The organism is Aequorivita sublithincola DSM 14238, from assembly GCF_000265385.1.
GTDB lineage: Bacteria > Bacteroidota > Bacteroidia > Flavobacteriales > Flavobacteriaceae > Aequorivita > Aequorivita sublithincola.
Map to the genome: position 1 here is coordinate 416527 of NC_018013.1, position 16888 is coordinate 433414.

Here is a 16888-nt window from a genome sequence, read left to right on the forward strand (position 1 = left end):
AACAGCTTGAGATACTTAATATCTGGTTATCGCACTTGATAATTCACATCTTGTGCAGCACGCGATATTTACATTTAGTTATGGCGCGCGATAAATCGCGCGCCAACTTTAAACTGAACACTGCTACTGCCTACTAATTTTCGGGTCTAGCCAACCGTAAATAATATCTACAAAAATATTGATTATTATAAACAATGTGGCGATTACTATTACCGCTCCCATAATTATTGGTAAATCCAATGTATTTAAGGCGTTTACAATTTCTTTGCCCAAACCATTCCAGCCAAAAATAAATTCTACGAAAACTGCTCCAGCGAGCATGCTAGCAAACCATCCTGAAATTGCTGTAACAACAGGGTTTAGTGAATTTTTCAGAGCGTGTCTTTTTATAATTTGATAAAAAGACAACCCTTTTGCTTTTGCGGTACGAATGTAATCTTGGTTTAAAACCTCAAGCAACGAATTTCGCATTAACTGGCTAACGACAGCCAATGGTCGAATTCCTAAAACTATGGCTGGAAGTATCAAATTTTTCCACTGAATATATTTTCCGTTGCCAAAATCATCTACTTCATATAAGCTTCCCGTCATATTCAAATTGGTGTATTTGTGAAGCATAAAACCGAAAATCCAGGCAAAAATAATGGCGCTAAAAAACGAAGGAACACTCATTCCCAAAGTGCTTACCAATTGTATCATTTTATCAACAAAACCATCTTTGAATAGTACTGAAATAATTCCCAAGAAAACACCGATAAAAATTGCAATTACAATCGCCGAAACTGCCAGTATAACCGTGTTTGGAAGAGTTTCTGCAATTACTTCACTCACTTCTTTTCCATTCTTTTGAAATGATTCACGCAAATAAGGCGTTTTTAAAACTAGAGTAGTGTTTCCTACTGAAAACAAATCTGTTGCATTGTATTTTCCCTGCCTGCCGGCAGGCACGGCTTCAGCAAGAAACGTGTAATCGTCTGGGTTTTTACTGTGGAAGGAAACTGGAGACAAATCATTCAAATATCTTAAATATTGCACGTAAACTGGCTGATCAAAACCATATTTCTTTTTTACTACGGCAAGCTGCTCTGCAGTTTCATTTTGACCGAGCATCATTCGTGCTGGATCGCCTGGAAGTATCGTAAACAAAAGAAAAATCACAGTTACAACCCCAAACAGCGTTAACAACGCATAACCCAATTTTTGAAGGATGTAAATTGCCACGTTTCTTAGTTTATTTGGTCCATTATGCGCGTTTCATAAACAAAATCTTTTCCGAAAAGAATTTTTGCATAATCTTCAACTGTTTCTTCAAAACCTGCGTCTTTTCTTCTTTGATTGACGGTTTCGGGATTGTCTATTGGCCAAATGAAAGAACCTCTAGCATCGTCATAACTCATTCCCTGAGTGCCGTAAATTTGCGGTTTTCCTTCCATCATCAAATAGCGATCTTCCATCATTGCGGCTGAAGTTTTTGGAATTTCACCAGCTTCAGCAGCTTTCTTCACCAAGGGTAAATAAAGTGGTATTTTATCTGGATTGTGCTGCAAAACATTCCAAGCAACGAGACTGGATTCTTCGCCAACAACGGACTTGCCAGGATATCCATTCTGAAGAAAATACCTCTCAACAAAAACCATATTTACACTGTCCAAAACACGTTGCATTTGCGAAAGATCTCCGCTGTACTCAGCTTCCGAAAGACCCATACTTTCACCCAGTTTTTTTCTTTCCTCTAAAGATTGAGTCTGCATCAACATTCGGTATTTTTGATCTAAAGCTCCAATACTATCTAAACGTTGCTTTATTGAAAGATCCAGTTTCGGCTTTGCATTTTCAACCGCTGGAAGCTCTAATTTACTGGCATCATTCCAGTGAAGTTTTTGTTTGATGGTTCCATTATCAAGCTCCAAAATTCCTGGATTGCTACGAACGATGGTTTTCAAAGTAGTTTCGTCACAGAAATAAAACTTGAAATTCAACTTGTATTCCTCCGTCAAAGCTTCGGTCATTTCTTGAGAAGAAGCCGAAAGACCAATCACATTATAACCATTTTTCAAAGCTTTATCGGTAATTTCCTTAATAGGAATGTAACCGTCCTTCTCAGTATTACCTAGACTATAAGCAATTATAACAACTAAATTTTCTTCATCTAAAAATTGTGCTGTGTAATCTTCGCCATCCCTTTCCATCGTAAAATCGTGAATTGGTGGTTCGTAGCCAGCTTGAATCATTTCGGTTTCAGTGCTTATTAATTCACCGTCAACCTTCGGATAATCGCCGTTTGTGGTTATTACTTTTTCTTCGCCATTTATATTGAATTTCCACTTATATTCATAAATCGGGCTTGGAGCGCCTTCGGGAACGGTCATTCCATCTTTGATGTTTGCACCAATTTTATACGGACGGAAATCGATTATTGGAAGATGGATCAATACAAAATAGGTTATCCCAAGGCAAGCCACAAAAGATGCGAAAATGATAATGCTGCGCGTTCCTTTTGTGAAAAAAGGCTGGATATATTTACTTCCAAAGAAAAGAATCAATATTAAAACCAGCAACACAATATCCTTGCTAAAAGATTCCCAAGGGGTTAGTTTTATAGCATCTCCAAAGCATCCACAATCAGTCACTTTGTTGAAAAATGCTGAATAAAAAGTCAAGAATGTGAAAAAGATAATCATCAACAACAAAGCCCAAAGTGTCGCTTTTTTTAGATAACCTAACAACAACGCTACACCAACTAAGACTTCAAAAATCACTAAGAATATAGCGATTAATAAAGCATAAGGAACCAAAAACCAGAGGTCCAAAACTTCTGGCGCGAAGTAATCTTTCAGCTTAAACGAAAACCCCACTGGGTCGTTCAACTTAATCAATCCGCTGATTATGAAAAGTACGCCAACAATTATTCGAGATATTCCAACTAGTAATTTCATCATTCTATGTTCTAAATTCTTTATTCTATACTCTTTTTATCTTCCTTTCTTTCTTCCAAATGAATAAGTGCAAAAACCGCATAATTAATTATATCCTGATAATTCGCATCAATTCCTTCTGAAACCAGTGTTTTACCACTGTTGTTTTCAATTTGCTTTACGCGCAGTAGCTTTTGAAGAATCAAATCTGTTAAAGAGCTAACCCGCATATCTCGCCACGCCTCACCATAATCGTGGTTTTTATCCATCATTAATTGCTTGGTTTTGGCAACGTGCTCATCGTAAAGTTGGGTCGCAACCTCCAAAGAAAGGTCTGGTTGCTCTACGACTCCTTTTTCAATTTGAATTAAAGCCATCACAGAATAATTTACAATGCCGATAAATTCGCTCGTTTCATCTTCGGCAATTTTTTGTTCAGCATTTTTCTGCAAACCGCGAATGCGTTGTGCTTTTATGAAAATTTGGTCGGTCAATGACGGAAGTCGAAGTATTCGCCACGCACTTCCATAATCATGCATTTTATTGATAAACAGCTCTCTGCATTTTTCAATCTGGTCATTATATTGATTTGAAGTGTCTGCCATTAGCGATTTGTAAGATTTTGCGTAAATTTCGGGTAAATATATCAATTTAAAAAATTGCAGACCCTTAATTGCCGCGGCAACCTTATAGACCTTTCTGTCCCAAAAGTGATGGGCATTATTAATGTTACGTCCGATTCATTTTATGACGGTGGAAAAACTTTTTCTGATAAAAATATTTTGAAGCAAGCTGAAGAAATGCTTTCCGAGGGCGCTACATTTCTAGATATTGGCGGTTATAGCACAAGACCGAATGCTGATGAAATTTCTGAAAGTGAAGAAATTAGAAGAGTTGTTGAAGCCGTAGAAATTATTTTGAAGAATTTTCCCGAAGCATTAATTTCTGTGGACACCTTTAGAAGTGAAGTTGCAAAAAAAGCTGTGGAAGCTGGCGCTGCGATGGTAAACGATGTTTCGGGCGGAATTCTAGATTCTGAAATGTTCAAAACCGTTGCAAAACTTAAAGTCCCGTACATTTTGATGCATACGCGAGGAACTCCCAAAACAATGACGAAACTCACCGATTACAAAAACGTAACGATGGAAGTTTTAAAGGATTTAGCTGAAAAAATCGCACTCGCCAGAGCAGAAGGAATCAACAATATTATTGCAGATCCAGGTTTTGGTTTTGCAAAAACACGCGAACAAAGTTTTCAACTTTTGAGTAATCTTGAACTTTTTCAAAGTCTGGATGTACCTATTTTAGCTGGCGTTTCGCGAAAATCCTTTATTTATAAAACATTGGAAACTTCAGTAGGAAATGCTTTGAATGGCACCACTTCACTTAACACAATTGCTCTTTTGAAAGGTGCTTCAATTTTAAGAGTTCACGACGTTAAGGAAGCCGTGGAATGTGTAAAACTATGGTGTGAGATTAGCGGAATTAGGGATTAGGAGTCCGCAAATATTTTAGAATTTGAGATTTCAAAATTTAAAGATTGAGCCTTTAATTTTGAATTTTGAATTTTGAACCTTGAATTTTTAAACTACTTTTACAAAAAACGCACACCCTTGGATTTTCTCGACATTCGAATTTTAGATATAGTAGATATAGTGCTGGTTGCATTCCTCCTCTATTATCTCTATAATTTGGTAAAAGGCACTGTGGCAATAAATATTTTGATTGGTATTATTATTGTTTACGGCATTTACGTCGTTACTCAGCTTCTTGAAATGGAACTGTTAAGCAAAATTCTTGGTGGATTTTTGGGCGTTGGTATGTTTGCGTTAGTCGTAGTTTTTCAGCCTGAAATTCGAAAATTTCTTTTGATGTTAGGCTCTACAAATTTCAACGCGCGGCGTAGATTTTTGAAGCAATTTAAATTTTCTGGAAACGATTCTGGTCTTAAAACCAATCTTGAAGGAATAATGGCAGCTTGCAAGAAAATGGCAAGTACAAATACAGGAGCCCTTATTGTACTGCAACGCAACAATAGCCTTGATTTTGTTAAAAACACTGGAGATGAAATGAATCTTGAAGTAAACCAGCCTATTATTGAAAGCGTCTTCTTTAAAAACAGTCCGCTGCACGATGGTGCAATGATTATTGAGGAAAATAGAATTACCGCTACTCGTGTTATTTTACCAGTTTCAAATGACAAAAAAATACCGCTACGCTTCGGATTAAGACATCGCGCTGCCGCTGGAATTACTGAAAAAACTGATGCTATTTGCTTAGTGGTCTCCGAAGAAAACGGCCAAATTTCTTATTTTAAAGATGGTGATTTTGTGCTTTATGAAAACACTGATGAATTATTTAAAATGTTGAAAAAAGATTTGAGTTAAAAATTAAATCGCTTCTTCCTCCATAAATTGAACTTCGTAAAGATTTCTGTAAAAACCGTTTTCAAGCTTCAGCAATTCTTTGTGCGTTCCTTCTTCCACAATTTTTCCAGCATCCATCACAATAATTTTATCAGCTTTTTTTATAGTTGCCAAACGGTGAGCTATAACTATGGACGTTCGGTCTTTGGTAATCTTATCTGTAGCTAATTGTATCAATTCTTCAGAATAAGTATCTACGGAAGAAGTTGCTTCATCCAAAACCAAAATACTCGGTTTGCTTACATACGCACGCAAAAATGAAATGAGTTGCCGCTGCCCAGAAGACAGCATACTGCCGCGTTCTTTTACATTATAATGATAACCTTCAGGAAGTGATTTAATAAATTTATGAACCCCAATTTCTTTAGCTGCCGCAATAACTTCTTCTTCGGAAATGTTAGGATTGTTAAGTGTTATATTATTCAAAATGGAATCTGCGAAGAGGAAAACATCCTGCAAAACCACTGCGATTTGACTTCTAATTGAAGCCAATTTATAATCTTTTAGAGAAATTCCATCAATCAGAATATCACCGCTGTTTATTTCGTAAAAACGGTTCAACAGATTGATGATTGTACTTTTCCCTGCTCCAGTTGCTCCTACAATCGCAACGGTTTCGCCTGGATTTGCTTTAAATGAAATCCCACGAATTACCTCTTCATTCTCATTATAACCAAAATGAACGTTTTTGAATTCAATTTCGCCTTTCGTACTAGCATAATCAACAGTTCCCGTATCCGGAATGTGCGATTTAGTATCTAGAATTCCAAAAACACGATTTGCCGCAACCATTCCCATTTGGAGGGTATTGAACTTATCTGCAATCTGCCGTAATGGCCTAAAAAGCATTTCGGCATATTGAATAAAAGCCGTGATAATACCAAGAGTAACCAGACCACCACCAATTACGTTCAAACCACCATACCAAACAACCAAACCTGTGGCTACGGCTCCCGTAGTTTCTGCAATTGGGAAGAAAATAGAGTTATACCAAACTGTTTTTATCCAAGCCTTTCTATGGTCTTTGTTTATTTCTTGAAAACGTTCATATTCAGTTTTTTCGCGAGTGAAAATCTGAACTATTTTCATTCCTGTTATTCGTTCTTGAACAAAGGTATTTAGGTTGGCTACTTGGTTCCGAACGTCTTCAAAAGCGACTTTCATTGCCTTTTGAAAAACTCGAGTAGCATATAATATGAAAGGTAAAACGATGAAAACTATTAAAGACAACTTCCAACTTTGATAAAGCATAAACCCAGCAATTACTAGCATTTTTAGTAAATCGCTAATAATCATAAAAAGTCCTTCGCTAAAAATACTGGAAATGGTTTCCACGTCGTTCACCGCTCTGGTTGTTAATCTACCAACAGCGCTTTTATCAAAATACTTCATTTTGAAACTCATCATCAATCTGAAGAGTTGTTGGCGCATATCGCGGATTACACTTTGGCCTAGCCAATTGGTGTAAAAAATAAAGGCAAATTGAAAAATAACTTCCAAAAAAAGCACGACCACCATCAAGATGATGTATTTCATAAACCCATCACCATCCTTAGGAACCATAGAATTGTCTATGGCCAATTGCAAAAGATAAGGCCGCAAGACAGCAAGCCCAGACATTATGATTGCTGCAAAAGCTACAAAATAAAAGATGCCACGATATGGCTTTGTGAAAGCTAATAATCGCTTAAAAAGCTTAAAATCGAATGCGTTACCTGAGGTTTCTGACACTGTTATTTGTTAATCGTTAATTCGTTAATTGGTGATTCGTTAATTCGAGATTTGTTCATACTGTCATTGAGAGCGCAGCGAAACTATCTAATCAAGCTATCCCTACTCTTCTAAAAATATACTTTTTGGATAAAAAACTTTCGTCAAATACAATCCGTGGGCAGGTGCCGATGCTCCTGCTGCTTCCCTGCTTTTACCCTTTAATATTTCTTTGAAATCTTCCAAAGAAGTTTTCTCGTAACCCACATTTAAAAGCGTTCCAACAATTGCACGAACCATATTTCGCAAAAATCGGTCAGCGGCGATTGTAAAAATAAGGGTATTATTTTTGGTTTCCCAATGTGCTTTCACGATTGTACAATTGTACGTTTTTACATCGGTTTTTGAGCGTGAAAAGCATTGAAAATCTTTATGATGCAATAGCATTTCTGCTGCCTGATTCATCAATTCTACATTTGGCGGATTGTGAATTTGAAAAGCAAAATCTTCTGAAAAAGGATCTTTTCCGAGTGAAATAATATATTCATATTCTCTTTCCACAGCATGAAAACGAGCGTGCGCATCTTCCTTTACATTAAAAATATTTTTTACTGAAATATCTTTCGGAAGAAAAGAATTTATTCTGAAAATAAGTGCTTCTTTGTTTTCAATTTCTTCAAAATCAAAGTGTGCAAAAAGTTGTTTGGCGTGCACGCCTGTATCGGTTCTTCCAGCTCCAGTGAGTTTTATTTCCTTCCGAAATAAGGTTGAAAGCGTTTCTTCCAAAACCTGTTGTACGCTCAATTGCTCTGGCTGGCGTTGCCATCCAAAGTAGTTTTTGCCGTTGTAGGCTATTTCAATAAAATATCGCAATTTGTTTTTTTTCGGAATCGACAAAATTACAATTTACTTTAAAGAGTTTAGAAGTTTAGGAGTTTAAAAATTTAGGAGCCTGACGCAGAGTTGCCTTTTTATTGAGACAAAACCAAAATATTAAATAACTTCGCTGCACAGTAAAATAATCTATTTTGAAAAAAATTCTGCTCTTAAGCGACACGCATAGTTATATAGACGAAAAAATCCTGAAATACGTCAAAGAAGCTGACGAAGTGTGGCATGCTGGCGATATTGGCGATCTTGCAGTAACAGATACCATCAAAAAGCTAAAACCTTTGCGGGCGGTTTATGGAAATATTGACAACACGGAAGCTAGGATGGAATTTCCGCTTCACAACCGTTTTATGTGTGAAAACGTTGACGTTTGGATAACACACATTGGCGGCTATCCTGGAAAGTACAATCCTTCAATTCGAAAAGAAATTTATGCTAATCCTCCGAAAATTTTCATTTGTGGCCATTCACATATTTTAAAAGTAATGCCAGATAAAACCACGGGATTACTTCATATGAACCCTGGCGCAGTTGGAAAACATGGTTTTCAGAAAGTGCGAACGATGCTAAGATTTGAGATTGATGGCGAAAAAATTCAGAATCTGGAAGTTATTGAATTTGGGAATCGCTGATTTGGGATTCGTTGATTTGTTAATTCGTTAATTCGTTAATTCGAGATTAGGGATTAGGGATTAGGGATTCGGTAATTTGGAGTTTTGAAAATTGGAATTTGGGGATTTGTTTGGTCCCGATAGCTATCGGGCTGTTTTTTGAAAATTGAAATTTTGGGGTTTTTTGTTTTGGAACAAAACCAAAAAACCCCCGAAGTTGGCATACTCCGAGGGTCTTGCACTAATATACCAAGATCGGTTTATCGTAAACGATCAACAGATTTTACGAGGTCCTCATCCCTTTTTATGGCCTTATTTGCCAGCACTAAAAACACGATAGAAATGATGGGAAAAAGCACCCCAATACCCTTCTCTGAAACAATTGTTTCTCCGGATAAAGTTAGCAACCTGTAAACGAAAACTCCCAGTAATACAAAGTTTGATATGATGTTTAAACGGTTAAGCACAAACTGTAACTGCCGTTTTTTGAAACTTAAAATTGAAATAATAGCCAACGCAATGGAAACAAATATCAACCCAAAGATTAAAGGTTCATTGCGATCCATTATTATGGAACCATCTTTACCTAAAACATTGGGAAACCACATAAATAAAGATCCCATTATTAAAACGGAAATAAACAAATAGATGGTTTGAATGCGTTGAATCATATTGTAAAAACTCAATTGAGCTGCAAAAATACGCTATCTTTTTAAAAAAAATAACAGTACTTTTTAATTTATTATTGTATCATTGCAGTATCTATTCGTAACCAACTCAATCAAGGTTACTTAGTCTTCTAATAAATTTTTCAACGTACTTACCTTCTCGAAAGGAACTAATAGTATCAACTTAAACTACAGTATTTTCTACATGTTTGAAATTTCAGATTTAAAAAACAAAAAGCTGCCTGAACTTCAGGATATTGCAAAAGAACTTAATGTGCCTAAATATCGCACACAAAAAAAATTGGACTTGGTCTATCAAATTCTTGACTACCAAGCCGCAAATCCTAAAGCCGTAAAAGCTGTTCTAAAGGCAGAAGAAACTTCTTCTGAAGCAAAAAAACCAGAAACTCCTACTGCTGCAAAAGCTACTACGTCTTCAAAAGACAGTAAGGATAAGGATGAAAAGCCACGTCCGCCAAGGAATGAAAATCGGAACAAAAAGCCACAACCACCAAAACCGAATCGTCCTAAAAAAGATGATGACGACAAAAAAGGGAGTGACGATAAAGATTCTAAAGACGACAAACGTTCTAACGATAAAAGAGACGATAAAAAACCTCAGCATTCCAAGTCTAATTCCAATGATTCGGATAACAGACAGAAAAACCAACGCAACGACAATCACAATTCTGACAACCGCCAAAAGCACCAAAATAGCAAGCAGAAAGATGGTAACGTGCAAGAAAACAGAACTCAGGACAACAGAAATAACGGTAATAAAGACTCCCGCAATCGATACAGAGAACCAGATTATGAGTTTGATGGCATAATTGAAAGCGAAGGCGTTTTAGACATTATGCAAGATGGCTACGGCTTTTTGCGTTCTAGTGACTACAACTATCTTTCTTCTCCTGATGATATTTATGTTTCTCAATCACAAATTCGTCTTTTCGGTTTAAAAACTGGAGACACTGTATTAGGTGAAGTACGCCCACCAAAAGAAGGTGAAAAATATTTCCCATTAATTAAGGTGAATAAAATAAACGGTCTAAACCCAAATGTGGTTCGCGATCGTATTTCATTCGAACACTTAACGCCGCTTTTCCCGCAAGAAAAATTCAACCTTGCTGATAAGCAGAGTACTATTTCTACGAGAATAATGGATCTTTTTACTCCTATTGGAAAAGGACAACGTGGAATGATTGTGTCTCAACCTAAAACGGGTAAGACCATGTTGCTGAAGGATATTGCAAACGCAATAGCCGCAAACCATCCAGAAGTTTATCAAATAGTTCTTTTAATTGATGAACGCCCTGAAGAAGTTACCGATATGCAACGTAATGTACGTGGCGAAGTAGTTGCTTCAACTTTTGATAAAGAAGCTACGGAACACGTTCGTGTTGCAAATCTTGTTATTGACAAAGCAAAAAGATTGGTAGAATGTGGTCACGATGTGGTTATTCTTCTAGATTCCATAACCCGTTTGGCACGTGCTTACAACACTGTTCAGCCTGCCAGTGGTAAAATATTGAGTGGTGGTGTGGATGCGAATGCGCTTCACAAACCAAAACGTTTCTTTGGTGCTGCCCGTAATATTGAAAACGGTGGGTCATTGACTATCATTGCTACCGCACTTACAGAAACTGGCTCTAAAATGGACGAAGTTATTTTTGAAGAATTTAAAGGAACTGGAAACATGGAGCTTCAATTGGATAGAAAAATTTCTAATAGAAGAATTTTCCCAGCTATTGACCTTACTTCTTCAAGTACTCGTAGAGACGACTTATTACTTGATGAAACTACACTTCAACGTATGTGGGTGCTGCGAAAATACCTTGCAGACATGAATCCTGTAGAAGCAATGGAGTTCATTAACGATCGTATTAAACAGACTAAAAACAACGAAGAGTTTTTGATTTCGATGAACGGATAAAAATTCTTTAATATTTAAAAAAATCCCCGGAAGCTCTGGTTTTCGGGGATTTTTATTTAATGCCCAAAGCCGAATGCACATCGTTCTTATAACTTCTGCCAATAGGTAATCGTTTTCCACGTATTTCAATTTCTTGCGCATCCACAAGGTCTATTTTCGGTTTTGCTACGATATAGGAACGATGAATGCGAAGAAATGAATCAGGCAACTGTTTTTCTAGCTCACTGATTGCTATTCGCGTTTGAATAACATTGGATTCGGTCACGATTTTTACATTTTCTCGTTGACTTTCAATATATATAATTGACTGAAAAGCAATGCGCGCCTTCTTTTTATTTACCGTAAAGAATAATCCGTCGTTTATAATTTCTACTGTTGGAAGAATTTCTTTATTTGTTTGATTTGCAGATTTTTGAACAGCAACCATAAAACGACAAAATTCAATGGGTTTTAACAAATAATCCAATACATTATAATCATAACTTTTAAGCGCAAATTCTTGATAAGCCGTAGTAATGATAACCATTGGCGGGTTTTTCAATGTGCTCAAAAATTCCAAACCTTTCAATTTTGGTAGATGGATATCAAGAAAAATTAAATCGATCTTCTTTTCGTTTAAAATCTTCATTGCTGCAAGAGCATCGGTACAAGTTTTTTCCAATTTTAAAAAAGGAACTTGGCTGATAAAATCGACCATTATATCCATTGCCAATGGCTCATCTTCAACTACAATACATTTAATTATCATACTTTTTGAATTAAATTGAGTGAAAGTTCAGCAATGAATTTTTGGTTTTCCTTTTTCGTTTGAAGCGTAAAATCTTGATACATCAACTCCAATTGACGATTTAAATTTTTTAAACCAATTCCTTCTTCTTCATCATTAATAACGCTGGGCTCGAATGAGTTTTCAACTTTAAAATACAATTCATTTTTAACGAGTTTCAATTCAATAAATATGAAAGAATTGGTCGTAGATTGGCTTGCGCCATGTTTAAAAGCATTTTCAACAAAAGGAGTTAAAATGTTTGGCATTATTTGCGCGTTCAAATCGTCCAATTCGTGTTTAAAATCAATTTTAAGTCTTTCATCGTAGCGTATTTTATGCAACTCAATATAATCTTTTAAAAAATCCAATTCTTTTTCAATAGTTATGGATTGATGTTTCGTTTCATACATCACAAACCTTAGAAGTTTTGAAAGTTTAATCACAACTTCGGGAGTTTTATCAGACTTTTTTCGCGCTAAAGAATAGATATTATTCAATGTATTAAATAGAAAATGTGGGTTGATTTGAGATTTCAGCAGACTTAATTCGGTTTTCAGTTTTTCCTTTACTAACAATTGTTCTCTTTCGCGAAGTCTTTGACCGTTGGACATCTGTTTTAGCGCAATGGCCAGACAGGCAATAAAAACCTTATCCATAAAAGAATTTACGATTCCCTGATAGCCAAATATTTCAACAATATCTAAGCCTTTATAAAGAGTTGTTAAAAACAGATAAACCACTATGAGTTGCGCCAGAATACTGAACAAAATAAGTGTTGTACTAAGCGAAAAAATCAATTTATATCGATTGGGTTTTTCAACGGAATATTTTGAAAGAAAATGAAACATCACATAAACCATCGGCAACTTGATTGCCAAAAGGATTATAGTTTCGGTTAAAAAGGAAATTTTGAAAGCTTCCCAAACCGAAAGTTGGTATTGATTTAACATCCATAAAAAGTCTGTATAGACTTCAAATGAATGATACGCCAACCAAAAGAAAACGTGTCTTACCCATCTTTTTTGCATCGCATAAAAATACGGTTTTGGCATTAATTTTTAAGGAATTGCTACAAACAACCTGTTTTTGTACACCAATGACATTTTTCGATACTCTTTGGCAATTAATGACAATTCGTAAACTTACAAATGTTATTCATTGATGATGGTGATATGTCTGCAACGGCTTGAAATTAGAGCCTTTCAAATGAATTAATTTTAGTCGAATTCTAAACCAAATCATTATGAAAAAACTTCTAACATTTTCCGTATTTCTTTTACTCGCAGCACCAAATTTAATCGCCCAATGGAGCGCAGGTGCCGATATTCCTGAACGAATACGCGCTGGGCAAACCATAGGTTATAGTAATGCTGGCGATGGCTATCTTTTTATGGTTTCTGGACGAAATCAAGCAGGTATTATTACGCCGATTACGCAACGTTATCAATTGAGTTCAAACACTTGGTCTAATGTTTCGCCACCACCTACTCAGCTTTTGGGTGGTTCTATTGCGATTTTGAAGGACACGATTTACACTATTGGCGGACTTTTGACTACTCCTGGGAATGCTATTAAAAAGGTACGTAAATATAATATAGCTTCAAATTCTTGGTCCGATGCCGCAGATTTTCCCAAAACCATTGTTGATGCGAGAGCCGTTGCTTATCAGGATAGTTTGATATATGTAGTTGGCGGCTACCAAAATAAAACTTATTTATATAATAGTAATTACAACCGCTGGCGTGAAGCTACGCCAATCTTGCCTCTAGGCAGCAGTTTAGCCTGGGGCGGTTTTGCGATTCACAGTAACAAACTGGTTTATATAGGTGGCAGCGATGCGTTTATGTCTAACAATTATTGGAATACAGTTCGCGTTGGAACCATTGATGCAAACGACCGTTCCATAATTACTTGGGAAGAAAAAACACCATTTCCAGGTCAAACCCGAACTTTTTTTGAAGCACAAACCTGGCGCGATGGTGTAATTATGACGGGCGGTAGCACCGACAATACTTTTAATACTTTTTCTGATGAAACCTATTTTTACAATCCAGACACTAATGTTTGGACACAATTATCATCAAAACCAACAGCCTGGGTAACGGGAAATAGTGCTTCGGTTTTTATTGGTAATATTTCAAAATTGATTTGTGCTTCTGGGTTTCAAACAGAATATCTTTTCGAAACAGAGATTTTTTCACAGGAGGGGAGCCTCTCTATAAACGATTATTCGACAAATGAATGTGGGTTGGAAAATTTTAAAATTTCAAAAAAAGACACAATAACACTTAGCTTTTGTCTTAACGAAGATGGCTCTTTAAATATAGAAATTAGAGATATCCAAGGCCGAATTATAAAGAAAACAGAACCGAATATAAACACTGCGGGCAAATATTCAATTTCTTTGGAAGGATTAAATGTTGCAAATGGAACTTATTTCTGCACAATTTCGCAGAATGGAAATTCTAAAACGAAAAGGATGTTGGTTTCAAATTAGTGAAAAAGTCTCTTTGTTTGATTTAGTGCGCTACAATTTAGCGCACTATTTTTTTATAGACATTTCGTTTACATTTAAAAATAGAGATTTATATATCTTTGATAAAAACTATTTTATGAAGCAAGTTTTAGCAATTCTCTGTTGGTCATTTTTTTTATTTACAACTGTGGCAACCTCTCAAAAAAACAACGATTTAATCATAACTTTTGAATCTTCAAAAGGTTTAAAAACGGCAACTTATGAAGAAGTCATTTCATATTATTTGGCTTTGGAAAAGAAATTTTCCTCAATAGCTGTTTATGAAGTTGGACAGACAGATAGTGGCTTTCCATTACATTTGATAGTTTTTGACCCTAGTAATACGAAGCGGGAGATTTCAAAAGAAACCTTCTCAAAAAACGGAAAAAATCTATTACTCATAAACAACGGAATCCATCCTGGTGAGCCAGACGGAATAGATGCATCAATGCTACTTTTTCGTGATTTTGCCGAAAAGAAAATACCATCTCCAAAAAACACAATTATTGCTACAATTCCAGTTTATAATATTGGTGGAGCGTTAAATAGAAATAGTACAAGCCGTACGAATCAAAACGGACCTGAAGAATACGGTTTCCGAGGAAACGCAAGAAATTATGATTTGAACCGTGATTTTATAAAAAACGACACTAAAAACGCCAGAGCTTTTGCTGAAATTTTTCATTGGCTGAATCCTGATTTGTTTATAGACAATCATGTTAGCAATGGCGCGGACTATCAATATATTCTTACCCATCTTTTTACGCAGCACAACAAATTAGGAGGCGAATTAGGGAAGTATCTACATACTTCATTTATGCCACAGATTGAAGATTCGCTTCATCAAAAAAACTGGGATATTACTCCTTACGTAAACGTTTTCAACCGAGTGCCAGAAAAAGGTTTTTCGCAGTTTATGGATTCGCCACGTTACGCAAGCGGTTACACAACATTGTTCAATACATTGGGATTAACAGTTGAAACCCATATGCTAAAACCCTATAAGCAAAGAGTTCAAGGCACATATAAACTAATGAAAACCTTTATAAATATCGCCGATGCGGATGCTTCAAAAATTAAAACGCTACGCAAAAATTCGTTTGAAAAATACAAAGTATGTAGCTACTACCCTCTCTCTTGGGAAGTAGATTCGTCAAAAACTTCAATACTTAATTTTAAAGGTTTTGAAGGGAAAATGATACCGAGCAAAATTACCGGAGCCGAACGCTTAAAGTATTATCGAGATAAGCCTTTCACAAAAGATGTTACTTATTACAATTATTTTAAAGCGATGGATTCTGTCTCAGTTCCTTCCGCTTATATTGTTCCAAAAGGATATTGGAACATTATTGACCTTTTGAAATTTAATAAAATTGAATTCGCAGAAATTCAAAAAGACACAATAATTGCTGCGGAAGTTTACAGAATAAAAAGTTTTGAAACCGTGAAGAATCCGTTTGAAGGCCACTATCTTCATTATAAAACTGAAGTAACAACAAACAAAGAAAATGTTTCAGTAAAAAAAGGAGATATTTTAGTAAAAACCCAACAACAAGGAGTCCGTTATCTATTGGAAACATTGGAACCATCCGCTCCTGATTCTTTTTTCAATTGGAACTTTTTCGACGCAATTCTTCAACAAAAAGAAGGTTTCTCACCTTACATTTGGGAAGATATGGCTGAAAAATTTCTAAATGAGAATCCTGAAATCAAAAAAGAATTTGAAACCAAAAAGCAAAATGAGCCTAATTTTGCAAAAAACTGGTATTTACAGTTGGACTGGATTCACAAACAATCGCCTAATTACGAAAAATCACACCTCCGTTATCCTATCGTTCGGGTGGGTGGTTAGATATTCCTTTGGGAAAAGTAGTTTTATGTTTTCGTAAGAGTCTTGTAGCGCCGTCTGCGATTTTTCAAAATTCTTCCACTTCACTTTTTTAATTCCTTCTTGTGCTTCAGGGATCAACGGACCGTCATAGTCGCTGAACATTTCGTACCAATAAGTTATTTTCAATCGGAACTTATCGTTCCTTTTAAAAACGTGATACGTTTTCATAATGAAATCACGAATTTCAAGGTCCTTCACGCCAGTTTCTTCAACAACTTCACGAATGGCGGCTTCTTGGTAGGTTTCTCCTTTTTCAACTTTTCCTTTTGGAAGGTCCCATTTTTTGTTTCTTCGAATAAAAAGAATCTCCTTTTTACTGTTGTAAACCAGTCCGCCAGCGGCTTCAACTACTTTTATTTTCTTCCGAAGAAAACGTTCCAATTTTTCTGCATTTTTGTGATATAAGTTCACGTAAAGCAGTTCGCCGTTGTTTATTTTCTTTACCAATTTCTTAAAACGAGCCTGTTTTAAAGGAATGGTAGTGTAGTGCTCCCCAATATTTTCTTCAGTAGAAAGAATTATAGGAATATCTTTTACAAAAACTTTATACATTTGTACA

15 protein-coding genes are annotated in these 16888 nt (G+C 35.9%); 6 read left to right on the forward strand and 9 right to left on the reverse strand.

The window, feature by feature from the left end; all coding sequences use genetic code 11:
- Positions 1–123 precede the first annotated feature (123 nt).
- Genes AEQSU_RS02055 through AEQSU_RS02065 form a run of 3 tightly spaced genes read right to left on the reverse strand, consistent with a single transcriptional unit; the run spans position 124 to position 3520 of the window.
- Positions 124–1221 carry an ABC transporter permease gene (locus AEQSU_RS02055; protein WP_014781192.1) on the reverse strand — a complete coding sequence of 366 codons (1098 nt, stop codon included), beginning with the start codon at positions 1219–1221 and terminating at the stop codon, positions 124–126.
- Positions 1222–1226: 5 nt separating this feature from the next.
- The gene (locus tag AEQSU_RS02060; protein ID WP_014781193.1) at positions 1227–2939 is read right to left on the reverse strand and encodes a BT_3928 family protein; all 1713 of its coding nucleotides are present in this window, start codon (positions 2937–2939) and stop codon (positions 1227–1229) included.
- Positions 2940–2956: 17 nt separating this feature from the next.
- Positions 2957–3520 (reverse strand): DUF1599 domain-containing protein, encoded by a 564-nt coding sequence (locus tag AEQSU_RS02065; RefSeq protein WP_014781194.1) that lies wholly within the window; start codon positions 3518–3520, stop codon positions 2957–2959.
- A 54-nt stretch (positions 3521–3574) separates the two neighbouring features.
- Here AEQSU_RS02065 and folP point away from each other — a divergent pair, with 54 nt between their 5' ends.
- Positions 3575–4411: a dihydropteroate synthase gene (folP, locus tag AEQSU_RS02070; protein WP_014781195.1), complete on the forward strand. Its 837-nt coding sequence runs from the start codon at positions 3575–3577 to the stop codon at positions 4409–4411.
- A 117-nt stretch (positions 4412–4528) separates the two neighbouring features.
- Positions 4529–5302, forward strand: coding sequence for a diadenylate cyclase (locus AEQSU_RS02075; RefSeq protein ID WP_014781196.1), 774 nt, complete (start codon positions 4529–4531; stop codon positions 5300–5302).
- 3 nt (positions 5303–5305) lie between these two features.
- Here AEQSU_RS02075 and AEQSU_RS02080 read toward each other — a convergent pair whose 3' ends face one another.
- Together AEQSU_RS02080 and truA are read right to left on the reverse strand one after the other, a co-directional pair.
- On the reverse strand, positions 5306–7072 hold the full coding sequence (locus AEQSU_RS02080; protein WP_014781197.1) for an ABC transporter ATP-binding protein: 1767 nt from the start codon (positions 7070–7072) through the stop codon (positions 5306–5308).
- 102 nt (positions 7073–7174) lie between these two features.
- Positions 7175–7924: a tRNA pseudouridine(38-40) synthase TruA gene (truA, locus tag AEQSU_RS02085; RefSeq protein ID WP_157429240.1), complete on the reverse strand. Its 750-nt coding sequence runs from the start codon at positions 7922–7924 to the stop codon at positions 7175–7177.
- A gap of 155 nt (positions 7925–8079) precedes the next feature.
- On the opposite strand from truA, the gene AEQSU_RS02090 reads away from it, so the two are divergent.
- Positions 8080–8574 (forward strand): metallophosphoesterase family protein, encoded by a 495-nt coding sequence (locus AEQSU_RS02090; RefSeq protein ID WP_014781199.1) that lies wholly within the window; start codon positions 8080–8082, stop codon positions 8572–8574.
- Positions 8575–8813: 239 nt separating this feature from the next.
- Here the strand turns inward: AEQSU_RS02090 and AEQSU_RS02095 are convergent, their stop codons facing one another.
- A complete protein-coding gene (locus AEQSU_RS02095; protein ID WP_042491551.1) occupies positions 8814–9224 on the reverse strand; it encodes a DUF4293 domain-containing protein in 411 nt (136 codons plus the stop codon).
- 202 nt (positions 9225–9426) lie between these two features.
- Between AEQSU_RS02095 and rho the strand changes: the two genes are divergently transcribed.
- Positions 9427–11154, forward strand: coding sequence for a transcription termination factor Rho (rho, locus tag AEQSU_RS02100; protein WP_014781201.1), 1728 nt, complete (start codon positions 9427–9429; stop codon positions 11152–11154).
- 52 nt (positions 11155–11206) lie between these two features.
- On the opposite strand, the gene AEQSU_RS02105 is transcribed toward rho, so the two are convergent.
- A complete protein-coding gene (locus AEQSU_RS02105; protein ID WP_014781202.1) occupies positions 11207–11902 on the reverse strand; it encodes a LytR/AlgR family response regulator transcription factor in 696 nt (231 codons plus the stop codon).
- Complete coding sequence (locus AEQSU_RS16060; protein ID WP_014781203.1) at positions 11899–12975, reverse strand: sensor histidine kinase; 1077 nt, start codon at positions 12973–12975, stop codon at positions 11899–11901. Before AEQSU_RS16060 ends, AEQSU_RS02105 begins: the two co-directional genes overlap by 4 nt.
- A gap of 191 nt (positions 12976–13166) precedes the next feature.
- Between AEQSU_RS16060 and AEQSU_RS02115 the strand changes: the two genes are divergently transcribed.
- Positions 13167–14420, forward strand: coding sequence for a T9SS type A sorting domain-containing protein (locus AEQSU_RS02115; protein ID WP_014781204.1), 1254 nt, complete (start codon positions 13167–13169; stop codon positions 14418–14420).
- 115 nt (positions 14421–14535) lie between these two features.
- A complete protein-coding gene (locus tag AEQSU_RS02120) occupies positions 14536–16290 on the forward strand; it encodes a M14 family metallopeptidase (protein WP_042492239.1) in 1755 nt (584 codons plus the stop codon).
- Here AEQSU_RS02120 and AEQSU_RS02125 read toward each other — a convergent pair.
- Positions 16252–16881, reverse strand: a complete 630-nt coding sequence (locus tag AEQSU_RS02125) for an NUDIX hydrolase (protein ID WP_014781206.1) — start codon at positions 16879–16881, stop codon at positions 16252–16254. The two genes, AEQSU_RS02120 and AEQSU_RS02125, sit on opposite strands and share 39 nt — an antisense overlap.
- Positions 16882–16888 lie beyond the last annotated feature (7 nt).

Coding starts and splice junctions, on each gene's coding strand:
- AEQSU_RS02095 (WP_042491551.1), bottom strand. CDS start 9,224: ATGATTCAACGCATTCAAACCATCTATTTGTTTATTTCCGTTTTAATA.
- AEQSU_RS02060 (WP_014781193.1), bottom strand. CDS start 2,939: ATGATGAAATTACTAGTTGGAATATCTCGAATAATTGTTGGCGTACTT.
- AEQSU_RS02120 (WP_042492239.1), top strand. CDS start 14,536: ATGAAGCAAGTTTTAGCAATTCTCTGTTGGTCATTTTTTTTATTTACA.
- AEQSU_RS02065 (WP_014781194.1), bottom strand. CDS start 3,520: ATGGCAGACACTTCAAATCAATATAATGACCAGATTGAAAAATGCAGA.
- AEQSU_RS02115 (WP_014781204.1), top strand. CDS start 13,167: ATGAAAAAACTTCTAACATTTTCCGTATTTCTTTTACTCGCAGCACCA.
- AEQSU_RS02125 (WP_014781206.1), bottom strand. CDS start 16,881: ATGTATAAAGTTTTTGTAAAAGATATTCCTATAATTCTTTCTACTGAA.
- AEQSU_RS16060 (WP_014781203.1), bottom strand. CDS start 12,975: ATGCCAAAACCGTATTTTTATGCGATGCAAAAAAGATGGGTAAGACAC.
- AEQSU_RS02105 (WP_014781202.1), bottom strand. CDS start 11,902: ATGATAATTAAATGTATTGTAGTTGAAGATGAGCCATTGGCAATGGAT.
- rho (WP_014781201.1), top strand. CDS start 9,427: ATGTTTGAAATTTCAGATTTAAAAAACAAAAAGCTGCCTGAACTTCAG.